This is a genomic window from Saccharomonospora sp. CUA-673 (assembly GCF_001942305.1).
Lineage (GTDB): Bacteria > Actinomycetota > Actinomycetes > Mycobacteriales > Pseudonocardiaceae > Prauserella.
On sequence record NZ_MKKE01000008.1, the window covers coordinates 28,843 to 55,815 of the forward strand.

25 protein-coding genes and 5 pseudogenes are annotated in these 26,973 nt (G+C 70.8%); 20 read left to right on the forward strand and 10 right to left on the reverse strand.

The window, feature by feature from the left end; translation table 11 throughout:
• Window positions 1–25: 25 nt before the first annotated feature.
• The 5 genes and pseudogenes from BJF85_RS04760 to BJF85_RS04780 all read right to left on the reverse strand — a co-directional run bounded on the left by BJF85_RS04760 (window position 26) and on the right by BJF85_RS04780 (window position 3,592).
• Window positions 26–1,363 (reverse strand): nucleobase:cation symporter-2 family protein, encoded by a 1,338-nt coding sequence (locus BJF85_RS04760; RefSeq protein ID WP_075845934.1) that lies wholly within the window; start codon window positions 1,361–1,363, stop codon window positions 26–28.
• 22 nt (window positions 1,364–1,385) lie between these two features.
• Window positions 1,386–2,276 carry a factor-independent urate hydroxylase gene (gene pucL / locus BJF85_RS04765; protein ID WP_075845935.1) on the reverse strand — a complete coding sequence of 297 codons (891 nt, stop codon included), beginning with the start codon at window positions 2,274–2,276 and terminating at the stop codon, window positions 1,386–1,388.
• A gap of 6 nt (window positions 2,277–2,282) precedes the next feature.
• Window positions 2,283–2,606 carry a hydroxyisourate hydrolase gene (gene uraH, locus BJF85_RS04770; protein WP_075845936.1) on the reverse strand — a complete coding sequence of 108 codons (324 nt, stop codon included), beginning with the start codon at window positions 2,604–2,606 and terminating at the stop codon, window positions 2,283–2,285.
• A pseudogene (uraD, locus tag BJF85_RS04775) lies at window positions 2,603–3,072 on the reverse strand (2-oxo-4-hydroxy-4-carboxy-5-ureidoimidazoline decarboxylase). The gene uraH and the pseudogene uraD overlap by 4 nt, the downstream one beginning before the upstream one ends.
• A gap of 49 nt (window positions 3,073–3,121) precedes the next feature.
• Window positions 3,122–3,592 (reverse strand): helix-turn-helix domain-containing protein, encoded by a 471-nt coding sequence (locus BJF85_RS04780; RefSeq protein WP_075845937.1) that lies wholly within the window; start codon window positions 3,590–3,592, stop codon window positions 3,122–3,124.
• A gap of 72 nt (window positions 3,593–3,664) precedes the next feature.
• Between BJF85_RS04780 and BJF85_RS04785 the strand changes: the two are divergent.
• Window positions 3,665–4,480: pseudogene (locus tag BJF85_RS04785) on the forward strand (hydroxypyruvate isomerase family protein).
• A 21-nt stretch (window positions 4,481–4,501) separates the two neighbouring features.
• Here the strand turns inward: BJF85_RS04785 and BJF85_RS04790 are convergent.
• Window positions 4,502–5,104, reverse strand: coding sequence for a helix-turn-helix domain-containing protein (locus tag BJF85_RS04790; protein WP_075845938.1), 603 nt, complete (start codon window positions 5,102–5,104; stop codon window positions 4,502–4,504).
• A gap of 96 nt (window positions 5,105–5,200) precedes the next feature.
• On the opposite strand from BJF85_RS04790, the gene allB reads away from it, so the two are divergent.
• Window positions 5,201–6,535 (forward strand): allantoinase AllB, encoded by a 1,335-nt coding sequence (allB, locus tag BJF85_RS04795; protein WP_075845939.1) that lies wholly within the window; start codon window positions 5,201–5,203, stop codon window positions 6,533–6,535.
• Entirely contained in the window at window positions 6,532–7,548 is a 1,017-nt protein-coding gene (alc, locus tag BJF85_RS04800; RefSeq protein ID WP_075845940.1) for an allantoicase, read from the forward strand. Before allB ends, alc begins: the two co-directional genes overlap by 4 nt.
• A 109-nt stretch (window positions 7,549–7,657) precedes the next feature.
• Here alc and BJF85_RS04805 read toward each other — a convergent pair whose 3' ends face one another.
• Together BJF85_RS04805 and BJF85_RS04810 are read right to left on the reverse strand one after the other, a co-directional pair.
• A complete protein-coding gene (locus BJF85_RS04805; RefSeq protein ID WP_075845941.1) occupies window positions 7,658–8,311 on the reverse strand; it encodes a (2Fe-2S)-binding protein in 654 nt (217 codons plus the stop codon).
• Complete coding sequence (locus tag BJF85_RS04810; protein WP_369822079.1) at window positions 8,308–9,222, reverse strand: putative RNA methyltransferase; 915 nt, start codon at window positions 9,220–9,222, stop codon at window positions 8,308–8,310. Before BJF85_RS04810 ends, BJF85_RS04805 begins: the two co-directional genes overlap by 4 nt.
• A gap of 226 nt (window positions 9,223–9,448) precedes the next feature.
• Here BJF85_RS04810 and BJF85_RS04815 point away from each other — a divergent pair, with 226 nt between their 5' ends.
• The 3 genes and pseudogenes from BJF85_RS04815 to BJF85_RS04825 all read left to right on the forward strand — a co-directional run bounded on the left by BJF85_RS04815 (window position 9,449) and on the right by BJF85_RS04825 (window position 13,430).
• A complete protein-coding gene (locus tag BJF85_RS04815) occupies window positions 9,449–10,744 on the forward strand; it encodes an ammonium transporter (protein WP_075845943.1) in 1,296 nt (431 codons plus the stop codon).
• Window positions 10,741–11,079 carry a P-II family nitrogen regulator gene (locus BJF85_RS04820; protein ID WP_075845944.1) on the forward strand — a complete coding sequence of 113 codons (339 nt, stop codon included), beginning with the start codon at window positions 10,741–10,743 and terminating at the stop codon, window positions 11,077–11,079. Before BJF85_RS04815 ends, BJF85_RS04820 begins: the two co-directional genes overlap by 4 nt.
• A gap of 9 nt (window positions 11,080–11,088) precedes the next feature.
• Window positions 11,089–13,430 (forward strand): annotated as a pseudogene (locus BJF85_RS04825) ([protein-PII] uridylyltransferase).
• A 27-nt stretch (window positions 13,431–13,457) separates the two neighbouring features.
• Here the strand turns inward: BJF85_RS04825 and BJF85_RS04830 are convergent.
• On the reverse strand, window positions 13,458–14,216 hold the full coding sequence (locus tag BJF85_RS04830) for a trans-aconitate 2-methyltransferase (RefSeq protein ID WP_075845945.1): 759 nt from the start codon (window positions 14,214–14,216) through the stop codon (window positions 13,458–13,460).
• Between the two features lie 70 nt (window positions 14,217–14,286).
• Here BJF85_RS04830 and BJF85_RS04835 point away from each other — a divergent pair, with 70 nt between their 5' ends.
• The 4 genes and pseudogenes from BJF85_RS04835 to BJF85_RS04850 all read left to right on the forward strand — a co-directional run bounded on the left by BJF85_RS04835 (window position 14,287) and on the right by BJF85_RS04850 (window position 18,790).
• Complete coding sequence (locus BJF85_RS04835; RefSeq protein ID WP_075845946.1) at window positions 14,287–14,859, forward strand: CGNR zinc finger domain-containing protein; 573 nt, start codon at window positions 14,287–14,289, stop codon at window positions 14,857–14,859.
• Window positions 14,860–15,262: 403 nt separating this feature from the next.
• Window positions 15,263–16,821 (forward strand): annotated as a pseudogene (ffh, locus tag BJF85_RS04840) (signal recognition particle protein).
• A gap of 3 nt (window positions 16,822–16,824) precedes the next feature.
• Window positions 16,825–17,903 (forward strand): annotated as a pseudogene (locus tag BJF85_RS04845) (amidohydrolase family protein).
• 167 nt (window positions 17,904–18,070) lie between these two features.
• Window positions 18,071–18,790: a CPBP family intramembrane glutamic endopeptidase gene (locus BJF85_RS04850; RefSeq protein ID WP_255375396.1), complete on the forward strand. Its 720-nt coding sequence runs from the start codon at window positions 18,071–18,073 to the stop codon at window positions 18,788–18,790.
• A gap of 30 nt (window positions 18,791–18,820) precedes the next feature.
• On the opposite strand, the gene BJF85_RS04855 is transcribed toward BJF85_RS04850, so the two are convergent.
• On the reverse strand, window positions 18,821–19,588 hold the full coding sequence (locus tag BJF85_RS04855; protein WP_075845948.1) for a sulfite exporter TauE/SafE family protein: 768 nt from the start codon (window positions 19,586–19,588) through the stop codon (window positions 18,821–18,823).
• Between the two features lie 291 nt (window positions 19,589–19,879).
• On the opposite strand from BJF85_RS04855, the gene rpsP reads away from it, so the two are divergent.
• From rpsP to BJF85_RS04905, 10 genes are all read left to right on the forward strand, one after another.
• A complete protein-coding gene (gene rpsP, locus BJF85_RS04860; protein ID WP_075845949.1) occupies window positions 19,880–20,371 on the forward strand; it encodes a 30S ribosomal protein S16 in 492 nt (163 codons plus the stop codon).
• Window positions 20,368–20,607 carry an RNA-binding protein gene (locus BJF85_RS04865; protein WP_075845950.1) on the forward strand — a complete coding sequence of 80 codons (240 nt, stop codon included), beginning with the start codon at window positions 20,368–20,370 and terminating at the stop codon, window positions 20,605–20,607. The genes rpsP and BJF85_RS04865 overlap by 4 nt, the downstream gene beginning before the upstream one ends.
• 4 nt (window positions 20,608–20,611) lie before the next feature.
• Entirely contained in the window at window positions 20,612–21,148 is a 537-nt protein-coding gene (gene rimM / locus BJF85_RS04870; protein WP_075845951.1) for a ribosome maturation factor RimM, read from the forward strand.
• Between the two features lie 25 nt (window positions 21,149–21,173).
• Entirely contained in the window at window positions 21,174–21,914 is a 741-nt protein-coding gene (trmD, locus tag BJF85_RS04875; protein WP_075845952.1) for a tRNA (guanosine(37)-N1)-methyltransferase TrmD, read from the forward strand.
• Between the two features lie 184 nt (window positions 21,915–22,098).
• Window positions 22,099–22,458, forward strand: coding sequence for a 50S ribosomal protein L19 (gene rplS / locus BJF85_RS04880; protein WP_075845953.1), 360 nt, complete (start codon window positions 22,099–22,101; stop codon window positions 22,456–22,458).
• 42 nt (window positions 22,459–22,500) lie between these two features.
• A complete protein-coding gene (lepB, locus tag BJF85_RS04885; protein WP_075845954.1) occupies window positions 22,501–23,472 on the forward strand; it encodes a signal peptidase I in 972 nt (323 codons plus the stop codon).
• A gap of 153 nt (window positions 23,473–23,625) precedes the next feature.
• Window positions 23,626–24,345: a ribonuclease HII gene (locus tag BJF85_RS04890; RefSeq protein ID WP_083665948.1), complete on the forward strand. Its 720-nt coding sequence runs from the start codon at window positions 23,626–23,628 to the stop codon at window positions 24,343–24,345.
• 102 nt (window positions 24,346–24,447) lie between these two features.
• On the forward strand, window positions 24,448–24,771 hold the full coding sequence (locus tag BJF85_RS04895; RefSeq protein ID WP_075845955.1) for a DUF2469 domain-containing protein: 324 nt from the start codon (window positions 24,448–24,450) through the stop codon (window positions 24,769–24,771).
• Between the two features lie 180 nt (window positions 24,772–24,951).
• A complete protein-coding gene (locus BJF85_RS04900) occupies window positions 24,952–25,332 on the forward strand; it encodes a YraN family protein (protein ID WP_075845956.1) in 381 nt (126 codons plus the stop codon).
• On the forward strand, window positions 25,332–26,927 hold the full coding sequence (locus BJF85_RS04905) for a YifB family Mg chelatase-like AAA ATPase (protein WP_075845957.1): 1,596 nt from the start codon (window positions 25,332–25,334) through the stop codon (window positions 26,925–26,927). Before BJF85_RS04900 ends, BJF85_RS04905 begins: the two co-directional genes overlap by 1 nt.
• Window positions 26,928–26,973 lie beyond the last annotated feature (46 nt).

The window sequence follows — 26,973 nt, forward strand, 5'->3', positions numbered from 1 at the left end:
CGCGCGTGGGGTGCTGACACGGTGGTCAGGTTGGGGTGGGTTCCTTGGTTTCCTCCGGGACCGGGTCGCGGCGGGCGCGGTCGCCGAAGATCAGGTTCAGCACGACCGCGGCCAGGCAGCCCGCGCTGATGCCGGAGTCGAGGATCGTGCGCATCGTGGCCGGGAATCCCTCGTAGAAGTCCGGCGAGGCGATGGGGATCAGTCCGATACCGAGTGCGGCGGCGACGATCGTGATGTTCGCCGGCCGCTCGAAGGAGGCCTTGGCCAGGGTGCGCAGGCCGGCCACCGCGACGCCGCCGAACAGCACCAGTCCCGCGCCGCCGAGCACCGGCTGCGGCACCAGGGCCACGATGCCGCCGGCGACGGGGAACATGCCGAGCAGCACGAGGATGAACCCGCTCGCGGCGACGACGTACCGGCTGAACATGCGGGTCAACGCCACGAGTCCCACGTTCTGCGCGAACGCGGTGCACGCGAACCCGCCGAACATGGTCGCCACGGCGGTGCCGAGTCCGTCGGCGCGGAGTCCGTCGGCGATGGTGCGTTCCGAGGTGGGCCGTTCGACGACCTCGCCGAGAGCGATCATGTCGGCGGTGCTCTCGGCCATGATCACCACGGCGACGATGGCCATCGAGATGATCGCCGCGATGTCGAACACCGGCGCGCCGAAGTGGAACGGCGTCACGATGCCGAACGCGGGCGCCTCGGTCAGGCTCGACGAGTCGACCTCGCCCAGCGGCCACGCCACGAGCGTGCCCACCACCAGTCCGAGCAGCAGCGCCACCCGGCTCCAGAAACCGGACAGGAACCGGGTGCACGCCAGCACCGCGATCAACGTGACCCCGGCGAGCAGCAGGTTGGTGCCACCGGCCGAGGGCTGCTGATCGGAGATCCAGCCGACGGCCACCGGCAGCAGCGACACACCGATCAACGTGATCACCGTGCCGGTGACGATCGGCGGGAAGTATCGGGTCAGCCGGGAGAAGAACGGTGCCGCCAACACGATCAGCAGGCCGGCGACGAGCGTCGCGCCGTACACCACGCCGAGGGCCGCGTCCGGTCCGCGCTGGTCGACGATCGCCAGCACCGGAGCCACGGTCGCGAACGTCACGCCGTTGACCAGCGGCAGCCGCGCGCCGAACCGCCAGACGCCGATCGTCTGCAGCATCGTCGCCAGGCCTGCGGTGAACAGGCTCGCGCTGATCAGCAGGCTCAGTTGTCCCGCGGACAGGCCCACCGCGGCGCCGATGATCAACGGCGGTGCCACGACCCCCGCGTACATCGCGGCGACGTGTTGCAGGCCTCCGGCAATCAGTTGCCCAGTGGGCGGTTTCGCGTCGACAGGATGCACGGGAATCTCCAAACGACCCGCCGCGTGCGCGGGATCAGAATTCGGGAAGCGAATACCAGGCGAGCCCGGAATCCTCGGCATCGTCGCGGATGACGGTGCCCTCGATCAGTCCGTACGGCCGATCCGCCGCGTAGAACACCTCGTTCTCGTTGGCCAGTCCGAAGGGGCTCAGGTCGACGAGGAAGTGGTGCTTGTTCGGCAGGGAGAGCCGGACCTCGGCGACCTCGGGACGGGCCTCGAGGACGGCCTCGCCCATCGCGTACAGGGTCTGCTGCAGCGACAGACTGTGCTTGGTGGCGAAGGTTTCGAGCAGCGCACGGCGGATCGCGTCGTACGATTCCGACCAGTTGATACCGTCGGCGCGCCCGTAGCGCCAGCGTGCCGTGACGGCCGTCGCAAGAATTCGGTCCTCGGTCTCGGCGAGCGTGGTGTATTCGTCCCGCGGGAAACCGTGAAATTCGGACCCGGTTGATTTCAATACCGTCAAACCGGTAATTCCGGACACAATCCACGCTTTTCCGTCGTGGACGGTGACGGCGGTGGTGCGTTCCTCGTCCCCGGCGCGGCTGAATGCGTGGTCGTGCGGCGTGCCGCCCACGGCGATGCGGTTCCAGCCGTGCTCGGAGATCAGTATCCGCGCGCCGGTGATGTGCTCGAACGAGCCGGTGAAGTGGGTGGCCAGGCGCAGGGCGAAGTCCTCGATCTCGCCGACGCCGTCCTTGGCGAACGCGTACACCGTGTTCTTCTGGGTGTCGGTGGCCACGACGTCGGCGTTGTCGCCCGTCAGGTGCGTGCGCTCGAGCCGGCCGCGTAGCGACGTCGACACGGTCAGGTCCTTCAGGTGGTGCACCGGCCCCTGCCGGTCGACCGTGACCAGGCGGACCTCGGCCTTGCCGTACTGGTTGGGCCCCAGCGAGATGCCCACGAAAGATCAGCTCCCTCGGTAGGTGGAGTACGAGAACGGGCTCAGCAGCACGGGCACGTGGTGGTGCGAGGCCGGATCGGTGATCCGGAACGTCACCGTGACCTCCGGCAGGAAGCAGTCGGCGCCCAGGTAGGACTCGGTGTCGAACACCAGCCGGTACACCCCGGCCGGCAGCTGGTCCGGGCCGAGGTCGCGGGCGCGGCCGTCGTCGTCGGTCACCGCGGCGGCGATCGTCGACCACCCGTCGTCCCGGGCGTGCAGTTCGACGGGCACGCCCGCGGCGGGGCGGCCGCGTGCCGTGTCGAGGACGTGGGTCGTCACCAGGCTCACTGGACCTCCTTGGTCAGGCGCAGTTGCGCGATCTTGACGAGCTCCTCGCCGGCGATGCGGAGCTCGGTGTCGGCGTCGTTGTCCATCCGCTCGCGCAGTGCGGCGAGCAGTTCGGCGCCGCTGCGGCCGCTCGCGCAGATCAGGAAGACGTGGCCGAAGCGCTCCTCGTACTCGGCGTTGGCGCTGCGGAAGCGCCGGGCGTCCTCGTCGTCCACACCGGACTGCTCCGCCCGGGAGGTGCCGCCGGCCGGTTTCTCGCCGATCCGCGGATGGGCCGCCATGGCTCGTGGATCTCGTCGGGGGTGAGGGTCAGGGTGGCGTGCTCGCGCAACGCCTCGACGTCGGTGTACGGACGTCCGGCCAGGACGTGGTCGGCCCAGCGCGCCGTGGCCAGGCACGCGGTCAGCATCGGCCGTAGTCGGTGCGGTTCGGCCGTGTTGAACTCGGCCAACGGGAGCCTGCTCATTCGCTGAAACGTAAGCGAGGCCTACCCGTCCGTCAACAGTTTGTTGAACTTACTGGCGGTTCAGGTAGTTGTAGACGGTGAATCGGGTGACGCCGAGCAGTTCGGCGACCTCGGCGGCCGAGCGGCGCAGTTGGAAGGCGCCACGTTCGTCCAGCAACCGCACGGCCCGCTGTTTGCCCGGCCGGTCGAGTTCGGACAGTCGCGCCCCGAGCTCGGCCTCCACCTGGCGCACCATGCCCTCGAGCACCGTGCCCGCCCCGGACTCGTCGGGCTCCTCGTGGCCCGGGTGCTGCACCCGCAGCGTCAGTCGCGTCGCGCCGCCCTCGAGTGCGGCCCTGGCAATGGCGGGCAGCGCCTCCAGCACCGTGTCGGCCTCACCCCGCACCGACGTGCCGAGCGGACCGAAGTCCGTGGTCAACCCCGCGTGTTCGGCCGCCTCCCTGGCCCTGACGGCATGCTCCGGCGGCGCCCCTTCGCCGCGGAAGGGCTCACTCGTGAATTCCGCTTCGAGATCTGCCACGTCGGTGAGGTTACGTGGCAGCCGGGGCGGTGTCCGTTCGCGTCGCGGCACGCTGGGCCAGAATGATCTCCCATGACGCCCGACCCGACGCGCCACGGACTGCGGTTCGACGCCCACCTCTCGATGCTGTTCACCGAGCTGCCGCTGCTCGACGCCCGCGCGCGCGCGCGAGGCCGGCTTCGACGCGGTCGAGTGCTGGTGGCCGTTCGACACCGTCGCGGTGCCCGCCGACGCCGAGGTCGACGCGTTCGTCTCGGCGATCACCGACGCGGGGTCAGCCTGGTCAGTCTCAACTTCTACGCCGGGAACATGTCCGCGGGCGACAGCGGACTCGTGTCGTGGCCGGGCCGGCAGGCCGAACTGCAGGAGAGCGTCGACGTCGCGTTGGACATCGCGCGCAGGCTCGGCACGCGCCGGTTCAACGCTCTCTACGGCAACCGGCTCGACGGTGTCGACCCCCGGGAACAGGACGAGTGCGCGGTGTCCACATTGGACCGCCTTGCCGATCGGGTCGCCGAGCTCGACGGCCGGATCGTGCTCGAGGCGTTGTCGGGGCGGCCGGCCTATCCGCTGTCGAGCACGGCCGACGCGCTCGCCGTGCTCGACCGGGTCGGCAGGCCCGAGCTCACCCTGCTGACCGACCTGTACCACCGCGCGGTCGTGGGCGACCTCGACACGGTCGCCGAGCACGCCGCGCGCACCGGGCATGTCCAGCTGGCCGACGCGCCGGGCCGGCACGAGCCGGGCAGCGGGACGACCGATCTCGACGGTGTCCTCACCGCCCTCGAGGCCGCCGGGTACGACGGCTACGTCGGCCTCGAATACCTGCCGACCACCGACACCGTGACGTCGTTGGACTGGCTGCCCCGTGAACGCCGATCCGGCTGAAACGGGTACTCGCCGCCGGGCTCAGCGCAGGTTGATCCACACGGCGACGGCGGTCTCGGCGCCGGCGTTGTGGATGCGGTGCGGGGTCGACGACGGGAACCGAATCCCGTCGCCGCGGGCGAGTTCGTGGCGCCGGCCGTCGACGTCGACCGTCAGCGTCCCGGCGGTCACCGTGCCCATCTCGTGGCCGGTGTGCCGCAGGTACTCGGAGTCCTGGCTCGAACTCGACCCCGGCGGATAGACAGTCTCGTAGACCTCGGTCCCCGGGATCGGCACCGGCGTGAGACTGCGATACGTCACCCCGTCGCCGAGCGGCAGTTCCGGAACCTCGCCCGCGCGCGTGACAGTGACCGACCCGACCGACCCGACCGACCCGACCGACCCGACCGGCGGGTCCTGCGCGGGTGCGGGCGCCTCGCCGAACGCCGCCGACAACGGCACGTCGAGCAGCGTCATGATCTGGAAGAGTCGGGTGACCGACGGGCGTTTCCGGCCGCGTTCCATCTGCGACAGCGCGCTCGGGCTGATGCCGAGTTCGGCCGCGAGCGCGCGCAGCGACATGCCGCGCTCGGCGCGCAGCGCGCGGAGGCGGGCGCCGAGTTCCACGTCGTCGGCAGGGAACACGGCGGTGAATCTAGAGCACCGCGAGTCCCCGCGACCACCTCGGGTGTTTACCGATGGCTTCACATGTGCCTATGCTGCGGGCCGAGGAGGTACCGCATGGACCTGGTGATCCGGGCACAGCGGGTCGTCACCCCGGACGGTGAGCGGCCCGCCGACGTGGGCGTCGCAGACGGCAGCATCGTCGCCGTCGACGAACCGGGCGCGCTGCCCGCGGGTGGGCGCGTCGTCGAACTCGCCGCCGACGAGGTGCTCCTGCCCGGTCTGGTCGACACGCACGTGCACGTCAACGACCCGGGACGCAGCGACTGGGAGGGCTTCGACAGCGCCACGCGCGCCGCCGCGGCAGGTGGGGTCACCACGATCGTCGACATGCCGCTCAACAGCCTCCCGCCGACCGTCGACGTCGCCGCCCTCGAGGCGAAACGCCGGGCCGCCGCCGGGCGGATCAGCGTCGACGTCGGGTTCTGGGGCGGGGCCGTCCCCGGCAGCCTCGGCGCGCTGCGGCCGCTGCACGACGAGGGCGTGTTCGGATTCAAGTGCTTCCTGCTGCACTCCGGCGTCGACGAGTTCGCCCCGCTCGACGAGGCACAACTCGAGACGGCGATGCGCGAACTCGCCGCCTTCGACGGACTGCTGATCGTGCACGCCGAGGACGCCGACGTCATCGAGCGGGCGCCGCAGCCGAGCAGCCGGCGGTACGCCGATTTCCTCGACTCCCGGCCCCAGGAGGCCGAGAACACCGCGATCGCCCGCGTGCTGCGACTCGCACGCGAGACGGGTGCGCGCGTGCACATCCTGCACCTCGCCTCGGCCGAGGCCGTCGGGCTGATCGCCGAGGCGCGCGCCGACGGCGTCGCCGTGACCGCCGAGACGTGTCCGCACTACCTGAGCTTCGTCGCCGAGGAGATCCGCGACGGGGCGACCGAGTTCAAGTGCTGCCCGCCCATCCGCGAGGCCGCCAACCGCGAACAGCTGTGGCAGGCGCTCGGCGACGGCGTCATCGACTGCGTCGTCACCGACCATTCGCCGTGCACCCCCGAGCTGAAGCGGTTCGACAGCGGCGACTTCGGCGTCGCGTGGGGCGGCGTCGCCGGGCTGCAGGTGGGCCTGCCCGCGGTGTGGACCGGCGCGCGGCAGCGCGGGTTCACCCTCGCCGACGTCGTCACCTGGATGGCGCTGCGTCCCGCCGAACAGGTCGGACTGGACCACAAGGGACGCATCGCCGTGGGCTGCGACGCCGACTTCGCCGTGTTCGCCCCGGACGACGCGTTCGTCGTCGACCGGACACGGCTGCGCCACCGCAACCCGGTGAGCGCCTACCACGACCGGCCCCTCGCCGGCGTCGTCCGCTCGACCTGGCTGCGCGGACGGGAGATCGCGGGGGAGCCGTTCGGGGAGTTCCTGACGAACCGACCCAGGGAGTCTGCATGACCGACCGTCCGGAGTGGACCGAGCTGATCGATCTGGCGTCGCGGCGCTTCGGTGGCACGGTCATGTGGGCCAGCGACGAGCTGTTCGCCGAGAAGGAGAACCTCGTCAACCCGTGGACCCCGCGCCACCAGCCGGAGACGTTCGGTCCCAAGGGGCAGGTCTACGACGGCTGGGAGACGCGTCGGCACCGTACGCCCGGCGACGACCAGGCGATCGTGCGGCTCGGCATGCCCGGCGTGATCGAGGGCGTCGTCGTGGACACGGCGTTCTTCAAGGGCAACTACCCGCCGCACGTCTCGGTCGAGGCATGCGCGCTGCCCGGATACCCCGATGCCGACGAGGTCGCGGCCGCCGACTGGGACGTGCTGGTCGACCACGCGCCCGCGGACGGGCACACCGAGAACGCGTACCCCGTGGACTCGGGCCGCCGGTACACCCACGTGCGGCTGACCATGCATCCCGACGGGGGAGTGGCGCGGCTGCGCGTGCACGGCACGGTGGTGCCCGATCCGGCGTTGCTCGACCCGTCGGCGCTCGACCTGGCCGCGCTCGAGAACGGCGCCATCGTCACCGGGTGCAGCAACATGTTCTACTCCTCGCCGAACAACGTGCTCGCGCCAGGACTGGCCGCCAACCAGGCGGAGGGCTGGGAGACCGCGCGCCGTCGCGACGACGGCAACGACTGGATGATCGCGGCGCTGGCGGCCGAGGGCGTGGTGCGCTTCGTCGAACTCGACACCAGCAACCTGCGCGGCAACGCGCCCGGATGGGCGTCGCTGAGCGGATCGCTCGACGGGGAATCGTGGTTCGAGGTTCTGCCCCGGACCCGGCTGCAGCCCGACACCCGGCACCGCTTCGCCGTGCCGGACGAGGCGGAGGGCCGCGGCCGGCCGATGCGCTACGCCAGGCTCGACATCTACCCCGACGGCGGCCTGGCCCGCCTCCGCCTCCCCGGCACGCTGACGGAAACGGGCCAGCAGACCCTCCACACCCGCCACACCTCGGTCACGTAAAAGCTCCCAAGGGCCCCATGGTCGCGTCGGGCGCTGCCGCGCGTCAGCGCGTCGTTGGGGGGTGGTGGTTGGGCGACGGGTGGGCGCGACCATGGGGCCCTCGGGAGTGTCAACCGAGGAGGGCGCGCAGGCGGCGGAGGCGTTCCTCCGGGGGTTGCTTGGGGCAGCTCGTGCACTTCTCCCCGCCGGGTCGGTCATAGATCAGGCAGCACGACGTGCGGCGCACCACCGGTTTCCCGCCGACGTCGGTGAACAGCGGACGCGGCATCGGCGCGCCCGCCGCGGCGATCCCGTCGCCCAGCTCGCCCGCGACCTGTATCGCCTCGTCGGCGGCGCCGGCCCGGCCGAGTGCGGAGGCGGCCCACAGCAGCCGATTGCCGATCGAGTCCGCCGCGATCGCCCACAACGAACGCTGCGAGGCGCCGCTGACGTCGGCGATCGTCGCGACCGCGGGGCCGATCGCGCGGGCGAACTCCTCGGCCAGCCGGGGCACCCCGCCGTCGAGGAACCGCAGCGAGCGCGAGTCGCGGATCCGGCCGTCGCCGTGGATGTCGAGCAGCACCGCCTCGAGCGCCGGGTCGGCCGGCTTGCCGGTGTGCACCAGTGCCTCCAGCGGAGGCGCCACGAGCATCGACGACGCCGAGTACCACCGGATCGAGCCGAGCACCCGCTCGGTCGCCGGACCGTACATCGACGCCGCACGCCGCACGTCCTCGCGCACCCAGTCGTGGTCGGCCAGCACGCTCGCCGGCACCTCGGTCATCCGCCGTCCTCCGTCAACTCGTCCGCATCGTTCGACACGTTCGACTCGTTCGCCTCGGTGTCGACCCGCCGGAACACCGACACGTCGAACTCGGTCGTGACCTCCACCGTCCCTTGTAGCGCGTCGAGGCGCTCACCGAGGCCCCCCGGCACGCCGCGCTGCAGGTGGTGGGCGTTCGGTCCCATGAGGACGATCCGGCGCACGTCGTCGGCGTCCAACGGCTCGGTGCGCGAGGTCGAACGCGTGTCGACGTGGGTGAACCGGCCGGTCAGCGTCTCGCTCAGCTGCCCGGCTTTGCCTCCGGAGATGTCGAGGAGTCCGAGCCGTTCGACGAGTTGGTGCAGATGTCGCGCACCCGGTGTCGCGACGACGAGGGTGCCGCCGGGGCGCAGCACCCGGTGGAACTCGGCCGCGTTGCGCGGTGCGAACACGTTGAGCACGACATCCGCGGCCCCGTCCGCGACCGGCCAGGGCTGCCACAGATTCCACACCACGGCCCCGATCCGCGGGTGCGCGGCGGCGGCCCGGCGCAACGCGGGCGCCGAGACGTCGAGCGCCAACCCGTGGGCGTCGCCGTCGCACGCGTCGAGCACACCGGCCAGGTAGTGGCCGGTGCCCGCGCCCGCGTCGACGATCAGCGACGGTGCGGGGCCGGATTCCGGACGGGTGGATGCACGGACCGACTCTGCGAGGAGTCTCACGAGCGGCGCGTAGTGCCCGGCGCCGAGGAACTCCGCGCGGGCGGCGACCATCTCGCCCGTGTCGGCGGTGCCGGCGTCGACCTTCGCGTGCAGCAGGTTGACGTACCCCTGCTTCGCAACGTCGAAAGTGTGACGCCGCACGCAACGAAGTGACCGTTCCGAAGGGCTCAGTGGGGCCGAGCAGACGGAGCAGCGCAACACTTCGACGATCGCCGGTGGTAACGCCCGTTTGGAGCTGTTACGTGAGGTCACACCCCATATTCGACCATGACGTTTCGGAACGGGACGTATCCACCCCCAGTTTGGGAAACGCAGACGTAACAATCGCAGCGAATCGCTTCACCCTCCCGAAACGCGATGAGCCATTCGGTGCAACACGGACTCCGGATGCTGTCGCGCAATTGCGAGTTCGGCTGCCTCTCGAAGGAGGAGAAGCGTGGAAGGGAATACAGCCTGGTTGCTCACCAGCTCCGCGTTGGTGTTGCTCATGACGCCGGGACTGGCGCTGTTCTACGGCGGCATGGTCCGCTCGAAGAGCGTCCTCAACATGCTCATGATGTGCTTCGGCTCCATGGGCCTCATCGGTGTCCTGTGGGTCATCTACGGCTACTCGATGACCTACGGCACCGACATCGGTTACTTCGTCGGTAACCCCCTCGACTATCTGGGCCTTTCCGGCCTGATGACGCCCGAGGGCGACCCGACGGAGGGCACGGTCGACGTCGCGTTCCAGGCGATGTTCGCCATCATCACGGTGGCGCTGATCGCCGGTGCGGTCGCCGATCGCATGAAGTTCGGCGCCTGGCTGCTGTTCGCCGGTCTGTGGGCGACGCTCGTCTACTTCCCGGTCGCGCACTGGGTGTGGGGCGGCGGCTGGATCGAGGAGATCGGCGCCCTGGACTTCGCCGGTGGTACGGCGGTCCACACCAACGCGGGTGCTGCGGCCCTGGGTCTGGTGCTCGTGCTCGGTAAGCGTGCCGGCTGGCCGAAGGAGCCGATGAAGCCGCACAACCTGCCGTTCGTGATGCTCGGTGCCGCGTTGCTGTGGTTCGGTTGGTTCGGCTTCAACGCCGGTTCGGCCTACGCCGCCGACGGTGTCGCCGGCATCGCCTTCATCAACACCGTCACGGCCACCTGTGCCGCGATGCTCGGCTGGCTGCTGCTGGAGAAGATCCGCGACGGCAAGCCGACCAGCCTCGGTGCCGCTTCCGGTGTCGTGGCCGGTCTGGTCGCCATCACCCCGGCGTGTGCCTACGTCGACACGTGGGGCGCCCTGGCCATCGGTGCGATCGCCGGTGCCGCTTGTGCCGCCGCGGTGGGCCTGAAGTACCGCTTCGGCTACGACGACTCGCTCGACGTCGTCGGTGTCCACCTCGTGGGTGGTCTGATCGGTACGGTCATGCTGGGCTTCGTCGCCACGGCGAGCGTTGTTCCGGACGGCGAGGGCACCAACGGCCTGTTCTACGGCGGCAGCATCGACCTGGTGGGCATCCAGGTTCTGTCCGTGGTGGGCACGATGGTCTACTCCGCGGTGGTCGCAGCCATCCTCGGCCTGATCGTCAAGGGTGTCACCGGCGGTCGCGTGTCGACGGAGGACGAGGTTTCCGGTATCGATGAGGCGGAACACGCCGAGTCGGCCTACGACTTCGCGGGCGGCCGTAGCGGCCGTGCGGCCTCGGTGGACACCGGCGCGGCGAGCTCGACGAAGCAGATGGAGGATTCCACGTCATGAAGCTCATCACTGCGATCGTCAAGCCGTTCACTCTCGACGACGTCCGCTCCGCACTCGAGCAGCTCGGGGTGTTGGGCATGACCGTCAGCGAGGTTCAGGGCTACGGCAGGCAGAAGGGCCACACCGAGGTCTACCGCGGCGCCGAGTACGCCGTCGACTTCGTGGCCAAGCTGAAGGTCGAGGTCGTGACCGACGACGCCAATGTCGACAAGGTCATCGACGCGGTGGCTACTGCCGCCCACACCGGAAAGATCGGTGACGGGAAGGTCTGGGTCACCCCTGTTGACACCGTGGTTCGTGTCCGCACAGGCGAGCGCGGCGCGGATGCCCTCTAGGCGCACACGGTGGTCGTAGGGGGACTTGTCGAGGCGGCCAATCGGCTGCTGGAGGGTCGGCACGGCCGGCTCGGTGCCACGGCACTGAGGGCGGCTCTGGTTGACCTGTACGAGTTCTGGTTGAACAAGGCCGCCACGGCGGCCGGCGTCGGCGTCGCAGGCATCGCGCCTGCTGACGTCGCGCTGGTCGCCGTTGGCGCCTTGGCCGTCGCGAACTCGCGCCGTTCTCCGACCTCGACCTCGTACTCATCCACAATGGACATCCGAAGATCGGTGAGATCGCCGACGCGTTGTGGTACCCGCTGTGGGACGCGCGCGTCGGCCTGGATCATTCGGTGCGCACTCCGGCCGAGGCGCTGAAGGTGGCTTCGGAGGATCTGCGCACCGCGATGGGACTGCTCGACGGCAGACTCATCGCCGGGGACGCCGATCTGGCGTCCAGACTCGTCTCCGCCGCTCGCGATCAGTGGCGGAGAAGTGCCCGCAAACGCATTCCCGAACTCGTCGAGTCCACACGGGAGCGATGGGGCCGTAGCGGGGAGATCGCCCAGGTGTCCGAGCCGGACTTGAAGCATGGTCGAGGCGGGCTCAGGGATCTGGGACTGCTCGACGCGTTGTCGGTGGCCCAGTTGGCCGATCGGGGCTCGGAGGAGGTCGCCGAGGCGCGCGGGCTGTTGCTCGACGTGCGGACCGAACTGCGACGCACCGTGCGGCGCAGCAGGGACATCCTCGGGGCCGAGGACGCGGCGGTCGTCGCGACGGAACTCGAGTTCGGGGACCGGTTCGCGTTGGCCCGCACGCTCTCGAGCTCGGGGCGGACGGTCGCCTACGCCGTGGATGTGGCGTTGCGGGCGGCCGATCCACCGAAGGGCCGGTTCGGCCGCAAACCGTCGCGCACGCCGTTGGACGACGGTGTGGTGTTGCACGGCAACGAGGTCGCGCTCGCGCGCGATGCCGTGCCCGCGCGCGATCCCGGGCTGTTGTTGCGAGTCGCGGCGTCGTCGGCGCGCACGTCGGCGCCCGTGTCGCACGGTACGTTGCGCACGCTCGCCGATTCGGCGCCGGAGTTGCGCGCACCGTGGCCGGAGTCGGCGCGCAAGGCGCTGACGGAGTTGCTGGGCGCGGCCGACGGGCTGGTCGATGCCGTGGAGGCGTTCGACCGGACGGGACTGTGGGCGCGGTTGTTCCCCGAATGGGGAGCGGTGCGCGACCTGCCGTCGCGCGAGCCGGTGCACGTGTGGACCGTCGACCGGCATCTCGTGCAGACGTGCGTCGAGGCGGCGAAGTTGACCGACACGGTCGCGCGCCCGGACCTGTTGCTGCTGGGCGCCTTGCTGCACGACATCGGCAAGGGGCGCGACGTCGACCACTCGGAGCTCGGCGCGAAGATCGCCCAGCACGTGGCCGTCCGGGTCGGACTGTCCGAACGGGACGCCGCAGTCGTCACGGCGATGGTGCGGCACCACCTGTTGTTGCCCGACACCGCGACGCGCCGGGACATCAGCGAGCACGAGACGGTGGAGCGGGTCGCCAAGACCATCGACGGCGATCCGTTGCTGCTGGATCTGTTGCACGCGTTGGCGAAGGCGGATTCGCTCGCCACCGGCCCGGGCGTGTGGACGGCGTGGAAGGCCGGTCTCATCGGGGAACTGGTGAGCCGCACGCGCAAACTGCTCACCGGGACGCCGTTGCCCTCACCGGAGGAGCTCGACGACACGCAGGTCGAGCAGGTGGCCGAGGCGGTGCGCACCATGAAGGGTCAGGCGACGGTCTCGCTCGGTGCCCACGGCGGTGACGGCGACGGCGACAAGATCGCCACCGTCGTGCTCGCGGTGCCCGCGGGCGCCGAGCTGCTCACCCCGGCCGCCGGGGTGCTCGCGCTCAACTCGCTCGAGGTGCACACGGCGACGTTGCGCAGCCACGGCGGCGGCCGGGTCGGCGTGTTCACGGCGTCACCGCGGTTCGGCACCCCGCCGGATCCGGCGCTGTTGCGCGACCAGTTCGCACGTGCCGTCGCGGGTGGACTGGCGTTGTCGCAGAAGCTGGCCGAGAAGGAACGGGCGTACGCGGGCGTGGCACGTCCGGTCGAGCCGAAGGTGCTGTGGTTCGACGACGAGACCGCCGGTTCGGACACCGTCGTCGTCGAACTCCGCGCCATGGACCGGATCGGTCTGCTGTACCGGGTGGCGGGCGCGCTGCGCCGGTGCGACGCGGACGTGCGCTGGGCGAAGGTCGCCACCCTGGGCGACCGTGCCGTCGACTCGTTCGCCGTGACCCCACGCAGCGGCACCATCGACGCCGCCTGGCGGCAGCGGGTCGAACAGGCCGTCATCGCCGCGTCCTCGGCCTGAGCGACCCGCGTTCGGTGCGGACGCGGGTCAGCGCACGGCGACGAGAACCGTGTCGTCGCCGTGCGCCCACACCACGGCCGTGTCGGAGAAACCTGCCGCGTGCAGGAGTTTCCGGTGCTCGTCGACGGTGACGCCGTTGTCGTCGTGGTGCTCGAGCGTGCGCCGCGCCCGCTCGGCGACGAGGTCACGGAGCGCCGGGTCGGTCTCCACGGCGGTCCACCAGGCGTGCCAGTCCTCGTTGCCGGTGACGCCTACCCGTTCGGCCCTGCGGTCGCGTACGCGCGTGGCGAGTTCGTGCATGCGCGGGCTGTGGGCGGCGAGGTTGTCGCCGTTGACGAACACGCCGCCGGGGCGGATGTGCTCGGCCAGCGTGCGATACAGCCGTTCGAGGTCGCCGGGGTCCATCCAGTGCAGTGCCGTCGTCGACACGGCTGCGTCGACGACGGAGGGGATCGCGCCTGCCCATTCGTCGCCTGCGAGGTCGGCGTCGACGAACGTCACCTCGGGGTGGCGGGCACGGCCCAGTCCGAGCAGGACCGGATCGGAGTCGATGCCGACGACTGCGGCGCCGGGGATCGCCGACAACAGCCGGGCGGACAGCGAACCGGGCCCGCAGCCGAGATCGACGACGACCGGCCCGGAGCCGGTGACATTGCGCGTGGCGGTGTCGACGACGTCGGCGATCACGGCGAAGCGTTCCTCGCGATCGGCGACATACCGCTCCTGTTGCGCGTCCCACCGGGCGAGCCAGTGTTCGGCGATGCTGCGATCGAGCACAGTGGACATGACCGGCTCCGTAACTGTCGAAGCATAGAATGACAGTGACGACGCTACGAGAAGGCGAGTAACTGGTCAAGTGGATTTCGACAGTCACACGTCGGGCGTGGTCGCCGCGACGGTCGCGCTCGTCAACGCACTCACCCCGGGACATGCGCGCGGCCGCGAGCACGCGCCGTCGGCGGCCGAGATGCTGAGCTCGGCACGCGAAGCCTTGGGGGCAGTTGGCGACGAGCGGCCGGTGCAGGGCGACGTGGACGACCTCGCCGCCGCCGCGGGCCGGTTGCGCGTCGTCTTCGAACACGTCGAGGCCGGCGACATGGACGCGGCCTGCCGGCACGTCAACGGTCTGCTGCGAGAAACCCGCGCCGCTCCCGAGCTGTCCCGGCACGGCGACGGCCCGTGGCATCTGCATTTCCACACGCCCGACGCGGATTTCGTGCCGAGCTGGGAGGCGCCCATGGCGACCTCGCTCGCCGTCGTGCTCGGCAATCCCTACGCCGACCGGTTGGGCGTGTGCTCCGCGCCCGCGTGTGACCGCGTCTACGTCGATACCTCCCGCAACGGGACCCGGCGGTTCTGCGGCACGACCTGCCAGAACCGCGTCAAGGCGGCGCAGTTCCGCAACCGCCGTGCCGCCGGCTCCGGCTGAGCGACGCCGAACGCCAACACGGCGACGCCAGTTGCCAACACGGCGACGTGGGGTGCTGACACGGGGGTTACGCACGTGGCTACGCAGGGGTGGCTGAGTAGGGCTACTCAGGCCGATTGCGGTGTCTTCACGCTGACGTGACGTGGGGTCCGGCGGGCATCGTGGTGACCAGCTCGGATGCGACATCGCTGCTCGGTGGGGCTCGCCTGGTGCTGGGGGTCTGGCGAACAGGCCGACCGCGGTGCTCGCGACCGGGACGAGACGCCGCCCGGCCGGGCGTAGGGGGATCTGTGGGGGACAGACCGGCCGGGCGGCCCCTCGACGATCTGCGGCCAGTACCCTGGGACGTCGTCGGTGTGATGAACCGGCGCCAGGAACGACGACCTGCTGGAGCGTGCACCCCGTGTTCGACACCCTCTCGGATCGGCTCACATCGGTCCTGCAGAACCTTCGAGGCAAGGGCAAGCTCTCCGAGGCCGACATCGACGCCACCGCGCGCGAGATCCGGATCGCGCTGCTGGAGGCCGACGTCGCGCTGCCGGTGGTGCGCGAGTTCATCAAGCAGGTCAAGGAGCGCGCCAAGGGCGCCGAGGTCTCCGAGGCGCTGAACCCGGCCCAGCAGGTCATCAAGATCGTCAACGAGGAGCTCGTCGCGATCCTCGGCGGGGAGACCCGCCGCGTGCACCTGGCGAAGAACCCGCCGACCGTGATCATGCTGGCCGGTCTGCAGGGTGCCGGTAAGACGACGCTGGCCGGCAAGCTCGCGCTGTGGCTGAAGAACCAGGGCCACGCGCCGATGCTCGTGGCCTGCGACCTCCAGCGCCCCAACGCGGTCACGCAGCTGCAGGTCGTCGGTGAGCGCGCCGGGGTCACGACGTTCGCCCCGGAGCCGGGCAACGGCGTCGGCGACCCGGTCGACGTCGCCAAGCGCAGCATCCAGGAGGCGCGGCACGCCCAGCACGACGTGGTCGTCGTCGACACGGCCGGCCGGCTGGGTGTCGACGAGGAGCTGATGCAGCAGGCCGCGGACATCCGTGACGCGGTGCAGCCCGACGAGACGCTGTTCGTCGTCGACGCGATGATCGGTCAGGACGCGGTCACCACGGCCGAGGCGTTCCGCGACGGCGTCGGCTTCACGGGTGTCGTGCTCACCAAGCTCGACGGTGACGCCCGCGGTGGTGCGGCCCTGTCGGTCCGGCAGGTGACGGGCGAGCCGATCCTGTTCGCCTCCAACGGTGAGAAGCTCGACGACTTCGACGTCTTCCACCCCGACCGCATGGCCAGCCGCATCCTCGGCATGGGCGACATGCTCACGCTGATCGAGCAGGCCGAGCAGGCGTTCGACCAGGAGAAGGCCGAGCAGGCGGCGTCCAAGCTGGGCACCGGCGACATGACGCTCGAGGACTTCCTCGAGCAGATGCAGGCCGTGCGCAAGATGGGCCCCATCGGCAATCTGCTGGGCATGCTGCCCGGCGCCGGGCAGATGAAGGACCAGCTCTCGCAGGTCGACGACGCCCAGATCGACCGGCTCCAAGCGATCATCCGCGGTATGACGCCCGCCGAACGCGAGAACCCGAAGATCATCAACGCGTCCCGGCGCCAGCGCATCGCCAACGGTTCCGGCGTGAAGATCCGCGAGGTCAACGACCTCGTGAATCGCTTCTACGAGGCCCGCAAGATGATGCAGCAGATGGCGGGCCGGTTCGGCTTCGGCGGCGGTGGCGGCAGCGCCACCAAGAAGCAGAAGAAGGGCCGCAAGGGCAAGAAGGGCAAGAACAAGGCGCCCAAGCAGAAGATGCCCGGCGGTTTCCCCGGTCTGCCCGGTGGGATGCCGGGTGGCATGCCCGGTGGCGGCGGGGCCGGCGGCGGGCAGACGCCCGACCTGTCCCAGCTCGGCGGCGGTCTCAACGACCTGCGCCCGGCTTCGACCCGTCGAAGCTCAAGCTGCCGAAGAACAAGTGAGCCATGCTCCACATCCGCGCGGTCACGCTGCCGGACGGGCGTGAACGGGACCTCTGGACCGACGGTGAGCGCATCTCGCTGACCCCGGTCGACGGTGCGCAGACCCTCGACGGCGCGTTCGTCGTGCCCGGTCTGGTCGACGCGCACTGCCACCCCGGGATCGGCGTCGCCGGGCCGGTGACGCTCGACGAGGCCGCCGCGCAGGCCGAGACCGATCGCGACGCCGGGACCCTGCTCATCCGCGACTGCGGCGTGCCGATCGACATCCGCCCGCTCCAGGACCGGGTCGACCTGCCGCGGATCATCCGCAGCGGCCAGCACATCGCGTTGCCCAAGCGGTACATCCCGAAGCTCGGCATCGACCTCGACCACCCGGACCAGCTGCCCGAGGCCGTCGCCGAACAGGCCGCCGTGGGCGACGGCTGGGTCAAGCTCGTCGGCGACTGGATCGACCGCGGCGTCGGCGACCTCGCGCCGCTGTGGCCGGACGACATCCTGGCCGAGGCGATCCGGGTCGCGCACGACGCGGGCGCGCGCGTGACGGCGCACGTGTTCGGCGAGGACGCGCTGCCCGGCCTGATCGCCGCGGGCATCGACTGCATCGAACACGGCACCGGACTCGACGCGGACCTGCTCGACCGCATGGCGCGGCAGGGCACCGCCCTCGTCCCGACGTTGATCAACATCGAGAACTTCCCCGGCATCGCGACCAGGCCGCCAAGTACCCGACCTACGCGGCCCACATGCGGGCGCTGCACACGGGGGTCGGCGACATGATCGGCCGGGCCATCGACGCGGGCGTCGACATCTACGCAGGCAGCGACGCCGGCGGCATGGTCGCCCACGGCCGGCTGCCCGATGAGGTGTCGGCACTGCACCGCGCGGGAATGTCCCCGGAGCAGGCGCTCGGTGCGGCGTCATGGGCGGCGCGCTCGTGGCTCGGCCACGACGGCATCGTCGACGGCGCGCACGCCGACCTGCTCGTCTACGACACCGACCCGCGCGAGAACCTCGACGTCCTCGCCGCCCCGCGGCACATCGTGTTGCGCGGCAGACTCGTCGGTGGTGGGCGCGTGGGCTGAGGGCGTGCCCTCGGCGGGAGGGCCGGGCGGGGCGTGACCGTGCGGTGGCGCACAGTAGGCTCGCCAGCGGCGAGGCGACCGGCGGGAGGACCAGCGTGACGGCACCGGACGCGGGCGGCGCCGCCTCCTCCGAACCGGCGTCCGGGTCGACGGCCGAGTCGACGGCGCTGCCCCGGCCCCGCTGGGGCTTCGGCGCGTTCATCCTCGTCGAGTGCGTGCTGCTCGCCTCGGCCGCCCTGATCGGGGCGATCCTCTACCGCGACACCGAACCCGGCGAGGCGCTGTCGGTGCGCAACGTGCTGATCGGCACGATGCTGCCGACGGTGATCGCCGCGTCCACGGCCCTGGTGATCACCAAGGTGCGCGGCAACGGACCGCTGGCCGATCTGAACCTGTCCTGGCGCTGGGACGACGTCAAACTGGGGCTCAAACTCGGCCTGCTCGGCCTCGTCCTGACGAGCGTCGGTGCGTGGATCTGGACCGAGATCGTGGGGGAGCGCAACGCCCAGTCGGCGATCGGCGCGCTCGTCGAGAACACCCCGATGTCGGTGCAGGCCGCGATCGTGATGTTCCTGTACCTGTGGCTGCTCGGCCCGATCTGCGAGGAGATCATCTACCGCGGTCTGCTGTGGAGTGCCACCGAACGGCTCGAATGGCGCAAGGAGAAGTGGGGCCGGTTCGCCGCGTTCGTCCTGTCGACCGCCGTGTTCGCCGTCAGCCACCTCGAACCGCTGCGGACGTCGCTGCTGATCGTGATCTCGATTCCGATCGGCCTGGCCAGGCTCATCACCGGTCGGCTACTCGGCAGCATCGTCGCGCACCAGATGAACAACTTCCTGCCCGCGGTGGCGATCCTGCTCACCGCGCTGGGCATCGCCGAGGCCTGAGCGGCCGAGCCGCGCGCCGGTGCAGGCGACTTACAGCGCCTGCACGAACAGGTGCGCCGCGAGCCCCAGCCCGGCGAGGGCGATGGCGATCCGCAGCGGACGTTCCGGCAGCCGGCGCACCACCATCGGCCCGAGCCACGCGCCGACGAACGATCCCGCGGCGAGCGCGGCCGCGGCCGGCCAGTGGACAGGGGCGAACACGGCGAACGCGACCGCGGCCGTGGCGTTCGCCGCGCCGGTGGCGATGTTCTTCAACGCGTTCGACACCGGCAGGGGATCGGGCAGCGACACCGACAGGACCGCGAGCATCATGATCCCCGAGCCGGCGCCGAAGTATCCCGAGTAGACGGTCACGGCGCCGAACGCCGTGACGAAGCCCTTGCCGGGTGTGTGCTCGGTGCCCAGTTTCATCGCGCGCAGTTCGACCGCCTGCCGCAACCGGTCCCGCGCGAGCAGCAGCAGCGAGCCGAGCGCGATCAGCCACGGCACGACGAGTTCGAACGTCTCGGCGGGCGTGGTCAGCAGCAGTGCGGCGCCGCCCGAGCCGCCGATCACCGCGCCGAGCACGATCCAGCCGAGTCGGCGGCCCTGGCCGCGCAACTCGCGCCGCGATCCGCCCGCGGCGCCGACCGTGGTCGCCAACATCGACACGGTGTTGGTCATGTTGGCGATCAGAGGCGGCAGTCCGGCGCCGAGCAGGGCCGGGTAGCTGAACAGCGAGGCCAGTCCGGCGATCGACGCCGCCAGTCCCGCACCGACGCCGGCTCCGGCGAGCAATGCGAGCGTCGCTGCGTCCACGTGCGATCCTTCCCGCCGGCGGCGCGCCGGAATCGCGGCCGCTGCCGCTCCGGTGGCCGGGTTACCGAGTTCGCGTCGCAGTGTTCTCCGGTCGCGATCGGGACCGGGTAGGGGAGGTGGGCGCGGGTGAGCGAAGTCGCTCTGGCAAAATGGGAGCTTGCCCGCTCCGAACGGGCCCTCTCACCGCGTTCGGGGCGAGACCACAGACCTGCGGGGCATCGCCGATCCGCTCCCCACTCGGGGTGGTGCCTACGAACCACGTAAGCGAACACGACAGGAGTACCCACACCCGTGGCCGTCAAGATCAAGCTGCAGCGCCTGGGCAAGATCCGTGCGCCGTACTACCGCATCATCGTCGCGGACGCGCGCACCCGCCGGGATGGCAAGGCCATCGAGACGATCGGCAAGTACCACCCCAAGAACGAGCCGAGCCTCATCGAGGTCAACTCCGAGCGTGCGCAGTACTGGCTGGGTGTCGGCGCGCAGCCGACCGAGCCGGTGCAGCGTCTGCTCGAGGTCACCGGTGACTGGCAGAAGCACAAGGGCCTGCCCGGTGCCGAGGGCACGCTGAAGCCGCAGCCGGAGAAGAAGACCAAGCAGGAGCTGTTCAACGAGGCGCTCGCCGCCGCGAACGAGGAGCCCTCGATCCAGGCCACCACCCCGAAGAAGAAGGGTGGCGGCAAGAAGGCCGACAAGCCGGCCGAGGAGACCGCCGAGACGGCCGAGTCCGCCGAGGCGCCCGCCGCCGAGGCCGAGGGCGAGAAGAAGGCCGACGAGGCGTGAGCTTCCTCGCCGATTCGCTCGAGCACCTGGTGCGCGGCATCGTCGACAACCCCGACGAGGTCCGCGTCGAGATGGTGACCAACCGCCGCGGCCGCACCCTCGAGGTCCACGTCCACCCGGACGACCTCGGCAAGGTGATCGGCCGCAGCGGTCGCACCGCGACCTCGCTGCGCACCGTGATGGGATCCGTCGGCGGCAAGGGCATCCGCGTCGACGTGATCGACACCGACCGCTGAGCGGATGACCGAACAGGTCGTGGTCGGCCGGGTCGCGAAGGCCCACGGCATTCGCGGCGAACTCGCCGTGGACGTGCGCACCGACTCCCCCGAGGAGCGGTTCGTCGAGGGTGCGGTCCTGACCGGCCGGGCCCGTGGTGGCGCCACCACCCGACTCACCGTCACAGCCGCCCGCTGGCACAGCGGGCGGCTGTTGGTGCGTTTCGAGGAGGTGCCCGACCGCACCGCCGCCGAGGCGCAGCGGGGCCTGCTGCTGCTCGCCGATGCCCACGGACTCCCGCCCATCGACGACCCCGACGAGTTCTACGACCACGAACTCGAAGGGCTGCGCGCCGAGCTGACCGACGGCACGACCGTCGGCACCGTGCGCGAGATCGTCCACTCGCCCGGCGGCGAACTGCTCGTGCTCGACCGCGAGGGCCGGTCCGAGGCGATGGTCCCGTTCGTGCAGGCGATCGTCGTCGAGGTCGACGTGCAGGCCGGGAAGGTCGTGCTCGACCCGCCCGAGGGTCTGCTCGAGGACGTCGAGCCCAGCCCCTGATCCGCCTCTGTCCGAAAGCCGTGCCGTGAAACTCGACGTCGTCACGATCTTCCCCGAGTACCTGCACCCGCTGCGCGCGGCGCTGCTGGGCCGGGCCATCGAGCGCGGGCTCGTCGAGATCGGCGTCCACGACCTGCGGGACTGGACCTACGACGTGCACCGCGCCGTCGACGACGCGCCGTACGGCGGCGGGCCCGGCATGGTGATGAAACCGCAGGTGTGGGGCGAGGCGCTCGACGCGGTGTGCACCGAACGCTCCCGGCTCGTCGTGCCCACCCCCGCCGGCCGGCCGTTCACCCAGACCATGGCCCGCGCGTACGCCGAGGAGGAGCACCTCGTGTTCGCCTGCGGCCGGTACGAGGGCATCGACCAGCGCGTGTTCGACGACGCCGCCCGGCGCATGCCCGTCGACGAGGTGTCCATCGGCGACTACGTGCTCGTCGGCGGGGAAGCGGCCGTGCTGGTGATGGCCGAGGCCGTCGTCCGGCTGCTGCCCGGGGTGCTGGGCAATCCGGTCTCCGCCGAGCAGGACTCGTTCTCCGACGGACTGCTCGAGGGCCCCAGCTTCACCCGGCCCGAGGTGTGGCGCGACCTCGCCGTGCCCGACGTGCTGCGTTCGGGCAACCACGCCCACATCGACCGGTGGCGCCGCGATCAGGCGTTGGAACGGACCTATCACCGCCGGCCGGACCTGCTGGAGCGGCTCGCCGACGAACTGGACGCCCGCGACCGCGAAGTGCTCGACCGGCTCCGTGACCAGGACTGACGTGGGGCGCCGGGCGCCCATGGTGCAGCCCCTTGTCGGCCGTGCACGGCCTCCATGCCATACTTGACCAGTTGGCGCGACGTGTGACCACGCGCTGCCGAAACTCCTGGGCGGCCCGCTGTGAGGCCGGTGCGCGCCCGGACCCATGCCACATTGCCACACGAGGACGAGGACGGACCAGAAGATGAACACCCTGGACGCGTTGGACGCCACCTCGCTGCGTTCCGACATCCCCTACTTCCGCCCGGGCGACACGCTCAAGGTTCACGTCCGCGTCATCGAAGGCAACCGCGAGCGGAACCAGGTCTTCGAGGGCGTCGTGATCCGCCGTCAGGGCGGCGGCATCCGCGAGACGTTCACCGTCCGCAAGATGTCGTTCGGCATCGGCGTGGAGCGCACCTTCCCGGTGCACTCGCCGAACATCGCCAAGCTCGAGGTCGCCAAGAAGGGCGACGTCCGCCGCGCGAAGCTGTACTACCTGCGCGACCTGCGGGGCAAGGCGGCCAAGATCAAGGAGCGCCGCGAGAACACCTCCGCCTCCTGAGCGCGGCGGAGCTTCCCGTAGCCTGACGCCGTGGTCGAGCCTGTGTCTTCAAACGCCTCAGAGGACGAACCGGAACGCCCGGGCGGTGAGCGGAGAAATCCGTTCGACAAACCGTCCGACGACGCCGTATCGCAGGAGCATTCCAGCGAGGGTGCCGGAGAGAAGGCACAGGCCGCCGGCCGAGGTTCCGGCCGCGGGAAGGCGAAGAAGCCGCGGTCGTTCTGGAAGGAACTGCCGATCCTCATCGGCATCGCGCTGGTGCTGGCGTTCCTGATCCAGCAGTTCCTGGCCCGCGTGTACATGATCCCGTCGGGTTCGATGGAGGAGACCCTCCACGGCTGCCCGGGGTGCACGCCGGACCGCATCCTCGTGGACAAACTCGTCTACAACTTCACCGACCCCGACCCCGGTGAGGTCGTCGTGTTCCGCGGGCCCGACGCCTGGGTCGGCCCCGAACTGGCGCAGGACGAGAGCAACGCCGTCGCCGAGTTCTTCCAGATGGTCGGCTCCGCGTTCGGCCTCGCGCCGCCCGACGAACGCGACTTCGTCAAGCGGATCATCGCGACCGGCGGACAGACCGTCGAATGCTGCGACGACGAGAACCGCGTTCTCGTCGACGGCGAACCCCTCGACGAGCCCTATCTGCTCCTCGAGGGCGACCGCCCCCAGTCGCCGTTCCCCAAGGTGACGATCCCCGAGGGATACGTCTGGATGATGGGCGACAACCGCAACAACTCCGCCGACTCGCGTTCGCACAACGAGGAGGGCACCGCCAGTGGCGCGGTTCCCGAGGACGCCATCGTCGGCAAGGCGCGGTTGATCGTGCTGCCGCCGTCGCGCTGGGGTGTGATCAGCTCGCCGAATCCGCAGGAGGAGCAGGCGAACGCGATGAGCGCCCCCACGTGGCAGCAGGGCATTCCGCTGGGTGTCGGTGTCATCGCGGCCTGGCCCGTGCTGAAGGTCGGACGTGGCGTCGCCTCGGCCGTCGGCGGGGCGGTTCGCCGCGATCGATAGCCGGCCGGGGCGAAGGGTGGAGTGATCGGCGTGCCTGAGCCGACGAAGCCCGCGAAACGGGCCCGGAAACCGTCGTCGACGCGGCCGGCGGCAGCGACGAGCGGTCTGTCGGTCCTCGAGCCGCGACCTCCGCGGGCGATCATCCGCGGCGAGATGCCGTGGGCGTTGCAGGGCGCATTGGACCGGCGCGGACTCGGCCCGGTCGCCGGCGTCGACGAGGCGGGACGCGGCGCCTGCGCGGGCCCGTTGGTGGTCGCCGCATGCGTCCTGCGGCCGGGTGATGCCGCCCGACTGCCCGAGCTGACCGATTCGAAGCTGCTGACCGCGGCGGCCCGCGAGCGCGTGTACGAGCGGGTCGTGAGGCGCGCGCTCGACTACTCCGTCGTGATCGCCGAACCGGCCGAGATCGACGCGTGTGGCATCCACGTGACCAACATCGAGGGCATGCGCAGGGCCGTGTCGGGCCTCGCCGCCGCCCCCGGATACGTGCTGATCGACGGGTTCGGCGTGCCCGGGATGCCCGCACCGAGTGTCCCGGTGATCAAGGGCGACCGGGCCGTGGCCTGCGTGGCGGCCGCGTCGGTGCTGGCGAAGGTCACGCGGGACCGGATCATGGCCGAGCTGCACGGCGAATATCCGGAGTACGGCTTCGACGTGCACAAGGGCTACACCACGGGCGTGCACGGCCAGGCGCTGTTCGAGCACGGACCGAGCCCCGTGCACCGGTGGTCCTACACGAACGTGGCGGCCGCCGGGAAGCACCACGACCGGCAACCGCCGCATCCGGTCATGCTGACCGCGGCGGCTCTGCGCAGCACCCCCGTCCGGGAGGACGAGAACCAGGCGGTGCTGTTCGAGATTCCGGCGGGCTGAGGAGCGCGGCGCTGTTTCGAACTCGGCGCCGGCGGGTGTCACAATGTTTGCTCACCGCGGATTGTCCGCGGTGGAACGGCTCGTAAGGCTTGCGAGGAGCAGATGAGCGCAGAGGATCTCGAGAAGTACGAGACCGAGATGGAGTTGTCGCTGTACCGGGAGTACCGCGACATCGTCGGCCAGTTCTCGTACGTCGTGGAGACCGAGCGGCGGTTCTACCTGGCCAACGCGGTCGACGTGCAGGTACGGGACGGTGGGGGCGAGGTGTACTTCGAGGTGCGCATGTCCGACGCCTGGGTCTGGGACATGTACCGGCCCGCCCGGTTCGTCAAGAGCGTTCGGGTCATCACCTTCAAGGACGTCAACGTTGAGGAGCTGGAGAAACCGGAGCTCCAGCTGCCCGAGGAGGGCCCGTTCGGCAACTGACCCGCCGTAGCACGGGCCACCGACAATCGCGCGCCGTAGAGCCTGCGCGTGCCCTGGTTGTCCACAACACCCCGGTTGTCCACAACCTGGCGAATTGACCCTGCCGCGGACCTGACACCCCTGTGATCGTGAGGTTCAGGGCCGGCGAGTGCCGGCCGTGGACCCTGGGGGTGAACGAGCATGAGCTCCACAGCGGGCGGCAGGCGCGCGTCGCATCTCGCGTTGGGCCGCCGTGGTGAGGACCTGGCCGCGCAGCACCTGACCGAGCACGGACTCGTCGTGCTGAGCCGCAACTGGCGATGCCGCGAGGGCGAACTCGACATCGTCGCGACCGACCGGACGACCCTCGTCGTGTGCGAGGTGAAGACTCGTTCGGGGCCGCGGTTCGGCGAACCGGCAGAGGCGGTCACGGAGGACAAACAGGCGCGGATCCGCCGGCTCACCTCACGGTGGCTGTCGGAGTTCGGCGTCGGCTGGTGTCCGATCCGGTTCGACGTGCTCTCCGTCGACTGCTCCCCGGGACGCGGACCGACCGTCCGGCACATCCGGGGAGCGTTCTGATGGCGCTCGCACGTGCCTGGTCCGTCGCGTTGATCGGCGTCGACGGACGTGCCGTCGAGATCGAGGCCGACATCGGCGCCGGATTGCCCGGCACCAAACTCGTCGGACTGCCCGACACGGGACTGCGGGAGGCCAAGGACCGCGTCCGCGCCGCCGTCCGCAACAGCGGGCAGCGCTGGCCCGACAGCAACGTCACCCTGGGGCTGTCGCCGGCGAACCTGCCCAAGGACGGCTCCGGTTACGACCTCGGCATCGCGGCCGCGGTGCTGGCGGCCTCCGGCGCCGTGCCGGCGCACAAACTCCTCGACACGGTCCTGCTCGGCGAACTGGCGCTCGACGGTCGTGTGCGGCCCGTACGCGGCGTGCTGCCGGCGCTGCTCGCCGCGCGCAAGGCCGGCTACCGGCGCGCGGTCGTGGCCGTCGAATCGTTGGCCGAGGGTGCGCTCGTCGCCGGACTCGAGGTCGGGGGAGCGGAGCGGCTCACCGAGCTGATCGCCTGGCTGGCCGACGAGGGTCCGCTGGTGCGCGCCGAACCGCAACCGGGCGTGGACGGCGTCGGTACCGACGTGCTCGACCTGGCCGACGTCGCGGGTCAGCCGGAGGCCCGGTGGGCGCTGGAGGTCGCCGCGGCGGGCGGCCACAACCTGTTGATGACCGGACCGCCCGGTATCGGGAAGACGATGCTGGCGACCCGGCTGCCCGGGCTGTTGCCGGCCCTCGGCGACGACGAGGCGCTCGAGGTCACCGCGGTGCACTCGGTGGACGGTGCCCTGAGCAGCGAGGCGCCGCTGGTGCGGGTCCCGCCGTTCGTGGCCCCGCACCACTCGATCTCCGTCGCGGCGTTGATCGGCGGTGGCAGCGGTCTGGCCGCTCCCGGCGCGATCAGCAGGGCGCATCGTGGGGTCCTGTTCCTCGACGAAGCACCCGAGTTCGGCGGCGAGCGCCTCGCGGCCCTGCGGACCGTGCTCGAGGAGGGCGAGGTGCGCATCGGCCGGTCGAAGGGGTGGGTGCGGTATCCCGCACGTTTCCAGCTCGTGCTGGCCGCCAACACGTGCCCGTGCGCCCCGGCCCGCGAGACCGAGTGCCAATGCAGTCCCGCGGCACGGCGGCGGTACTTCGCGAAACTGTCCGGACCGCTGCTCGACCGGGTCGACCTGCGCGTCCGGATGCGGCCCGCGTCGTCGTTGAGCCTGGCCGCCGAGATCGACGACCTCGCCGACTCCGATGCGCCCGGCTCCGCCGGCGGCGGGGAGACGGCGCCGGTCGGCGCGGGGCAGGTGGGCGCGGGCGAGCCCACGGCGCGGGTGCGCGACCGCGTCGTGGCGGCACGCGAGCGCGCGGCGAAACGCTGGTCGGAACGCGGCTGGCGCACCAACGCCGATGTGCCGGGCCCGGCGTTGCGACGTGAGTTCGCGTTGCCCGCCGCGGTGACCCGGCTGCTCGACCGGAGTCTCGATCGCGGCGCCGTCACTGCGCGCGGGGCCGACCGATGCCTGCGGATCGCGTGGACGCTCGCCGACCTCGCCGCTGCTGACGAGCCGGACGGCGACCACGTCGCCGCGGCCCTGGAGTTCCGGGATCGGAGGGTGGCATGACCACGGGCCCCGACATCGGAACCGGCCCGGGACCGGGCCCAGGAAC